Source organism: Bacteriovorax sp. DB6_IX (assembly GCF_000447775.1).
Classification (GTDB): domain Bacteria; phylum Bdellovibrionota; class Bacteriovoracia; order Bacteriovoracales; family Bacteriovoracaceae; genus Halobacteriovorax_A.
Window position 1 is genome coordinate 1 of record NZ_AUNJ01000238.1, and the last position, 3333, is coordinate 3333.

General features: G+C 37.1%; 3 protein-coding genes. All 3 read right to left on the minus strand.

What is annotated here, in order from left to right; all coding sequences use genetic code 11:
• A partial coding sequence (mutL, locus tag M901_RS07195; RefSeq protein WP_021277528.1) for a DNA mismatch repair endonuclease MutL occupies positions 1 to 1070 on the minus strand: 1070 nt, incomplete at its 3' end.
• Between the two features lie 6 nt (positions 1071 to 1076).
• Positions 1077 to 1982 carry a GGDEF domain-containing protein gene (locus M901_RS07200; RefSeq protein ID WP_021277526.1) on the minus strand — a complete coding sequence of 302 codons (906 nt, stop codon included), beginning with the start codon at positions 1980 to 1982 and terminating at the stop codon, positions 1077 to 1079.
• 99 nt (positions 1983 to 2081) lie between these two features.
• Positions 2082 to 3333, minus strand: a 1252-nt coding sequence (locus M901_RS07205) for a glucose-6-phosphate isomerase (protein ID WP_021277527.1), incomplete at its 5' end; no start/stop codon positions are given.

A 3333-nucleotide genomic window follows, 5' to 3' on the forward strand; every position in this document is an offset into this window, starting at 1 on the left:
TCACCAAACTCCATTGTTGGAGAGTTCTCAATATCAAAATCATCTCTTTGGTTTTCAGAAATCAGCTTTTTTATAGAGGCCGAAATAAGAGAGAAAACTTCGTTTGCTTTTAAAAACTTTATTAGGGTTTTGTTTGGGTGAACATTGACGTCAATCTCATGTTCAGGAACTGTAAGTTCGATAATATAGTGTCCTGTCTCACCAAAGTTCCAATACTTCTCCATATTACGAATAATGATCTGATGAATTTTCTTATCGGTGAAGAGCCTATTGTTGACGAAGAGATAATGATGTTTTCCAGCATTTCCCTTTGATGACTCTTTAGAAACAAAGCAACGAATAGAATTGTTAAGGTAGCTATTATTGGCCTCCATAAGATTAATAGGAGTTTTTTTAGGACCTATAACATTAGTTATTCTCTTGGCCTTTTCTTCCATCGAAAATGGAGGATATATCTCACGGTCCTTATCATCCCAAGTGACAAAGAACTTTACATGGGGGTAGGAAATGAGAAAGGCATTGATGATTCTCTTTAAAGCATTCTTTTCACTAATTTTTGATTTAACAAATTTTAGTCGAACAGGAGTATTGTAAAAGAGGTCTTTGACATAGAGAGATGTTCCACTCTTACTCGGCTTATAATAGGCATGCTCAACAGTTTGAGCACCATGTATGATAAGTTTACCACCTTGTTCAAGATCGTCTTGAGGTGCTGAATGACAAGAGATACGCGAGACACTTGAGATACTTGCAAGAGCTTCTCCACGAAACCCAAAGGTATTTAACTTGTATATATCTTCAAAGCTATTAATTTTGGACGTTGCATGACGACAAAAAGCGTAGGGGAGCTCTTCGTAGTACATCCCATTACCATTATCTTCTATTGCGATAAGGTCTAGGCCATTTTCTTTTAAAGTGATTTTTACTTCGCTAGCGCCAGCATCGATTGAATTTTCGAGTAGCTCTTTAAGAACATTGGCCGGACGTTCTACAACTTCTCCGGCCTTTATTTGATCAATTAAATGTTCAGGTAATAGATTGATTCGGTTATTTTCTGTCTCAAAATCCATTCCAAGTTACTCACGGTAGAAATTAACTTGGTTTCTTCCGCCTTCCTTGGATTTGTAAACCGCCTCATCAGCTCTCTTAAATAGGTCCGTCCCTGTAGAAACTCCTTTCCTATAGTCTGACACACCAATTGATGCAGTCACTGGAAGCTTACTTCCATCATAGATAAAGTCATGTGACTCAACTACTTTACGAAGCCTCTCAGCAATTTCATATGACTGCTTTAGATTTGTTTTTGGGAGTAGGATAACAAATTCCTCGCCACCGTATCTTGCAAAGATATCATCTTCTCTAACTCCATTATTTCTAATGAGGTTAGCTAGCTCTTTTAGAACAAAGTCTCCAGCATCGTGACCGTAGTTATCATTTAGTTTCTTAAAATGGTCTAGGTCAAAAACGATCAAAGATAGGGGAGAACCAGTCACTTTAGACTTCTTTACTTCCATATCAATCTTGTTATTGAAGTAAGTCTTATTGTAACAACCTGTGTGACCATCAGTATTGGCCTCAAGGTTTAACTTGTCGTAAGTTAATCTCTCAGGATCACCCTTAGGTAAGAATTTAAGAGCAACAGCACCAATTTTGATAATGTCACCTTTATTTAATTCTTTTGGACCATCAAGCTTCTCATTGTTTAAGAAAGTTCCATTTCTTGAACCAGCATCTTCAACTTGGTAACCGCCTTCAATCGCAGTTAGTTTAAAGTGCTCTCTAGAGATTCCATTAAACTCAAGCGTGATTTCATTCTTTGCACTTCTTCCACAAAGAATTTCCTCTGTTGTTAAATCAAAAAGAGTACCATTGAGCTCGCCTCCAACTACTAGAAGGGCCGCTGGTTTTTCTGAAGCTTCATTTTCTGCTGAAGCTAAGGCTGCTTTGATATCGGTTAGTACAACCGTTGCATCATCACCCATGATTATTCCTCATAACGTTTCGAAATGATTAAAATTTGCTAGTTAGAATTTTAACCCTGTCAGCCGTCAAAGGCAACAGGGTATATCATTCCTTAAGCCCTATAAGGACTTATCTAACCACTCAAATGAGTAGATTTTTCCGGCCTCGACACCTGGTTGATCAAAAGGGTCAATTTTAAGGGTTAAACCTGTAATTGCCGTCAAGATTTCAAAGAGTAATATTAGCTCAGAAAGAGATTTTTCTGAAACAGACTCTATCCCTAGGTGGATATATGGAATTTCTTGTTCGTCTAAAGCCTTTAAAGTGCCAAAAAACTCTGCATCCATAAGATTCTTTAGAGAGAAATTATTGAGTTTCTTTAATTTTGAATGGTTAAAACTATTTGTCAGTTTTAGTTCGTGCTGGCAGTTTTCAACATGCACCATAAAGAGAAGTTTATTTCTTGGCCCTTCCATGAATAGTTGCATTTGCGAGTGTTGATCAGTTGCACCATATGATGGAATTGGAGTTAGGCCAACTCTGTCGCTTCCTTTTTTCTTTCCTAAACTCTCAGCCCATAATTGCACAAACCAAAAGGAAAGTTCTCTTAGTTTCGAGCTATAAGGCATTAGAACGGTCTCATTGACCCCCGAGTGATGAAGATCAAGTACAGTTTGAGTAAGCTTAATTAACTCATCAGAATCAATAAACTTGTTAGCAAACTGAGAAGCACTTGAGTTCATTAATTCGATATCAATTCCTGCAAATAGAGCCGGGAGAAGACCAACTGGTGTAAGTACACTAAATCTTCCTCCAACATTTGAAGGGACTGTTAAATATTTAATCCCTAGTTCTTGAGCTAGGTCTTTTAATGAGCTTTCAACTGGATCCGTACAGAAAACAAAGTACTTTGATAGTTCACTTTCTTTTACACCCTTTTCTAAAAGGGTATTCGTGATGATCGCCATTTGGGCCATCGTTTCTGCGGTACCACCAGATTTCGAGACAACATAGAAAATTGAATCTTTGATATCAAAAGACTTTAATGTCTCTACCGTGTGGTCAGTGTCGATATTGTTTAAGAAATAAAAGTTCTTATCAGTTCTTTTGATGGCCTTAATAAGCATTTCTGGACCAAGAGAGCTTCCTCCAATACCAACTTGTACGAAGTTCGTGCGATCTTTAAATTGTTCATAGATTTCAAGAGTCGAAGAAATAAGGCTCTTATCATCAAGAGTCTTAATAAAATCAAATCGTACCGAGTTCTTAAAAGCGTCGATCGCTTCCTGGATTTGTTCAACTGTATATTGAGATTCAGAATTCTTTATATTGTATATAAACTGCATTTTATCTCTCGTATTTCTTTTTAAG

Bases quoted from the DNA above. Each gene is read 5' to 3' on its own strand.
- M901_RS07200 (WP_021277526.1), bottom strand. From the start codon at position 1,982: ATGGGTGATGATGCAACGGTTGTACTAACCGATATCAAAGCAGCCTTA.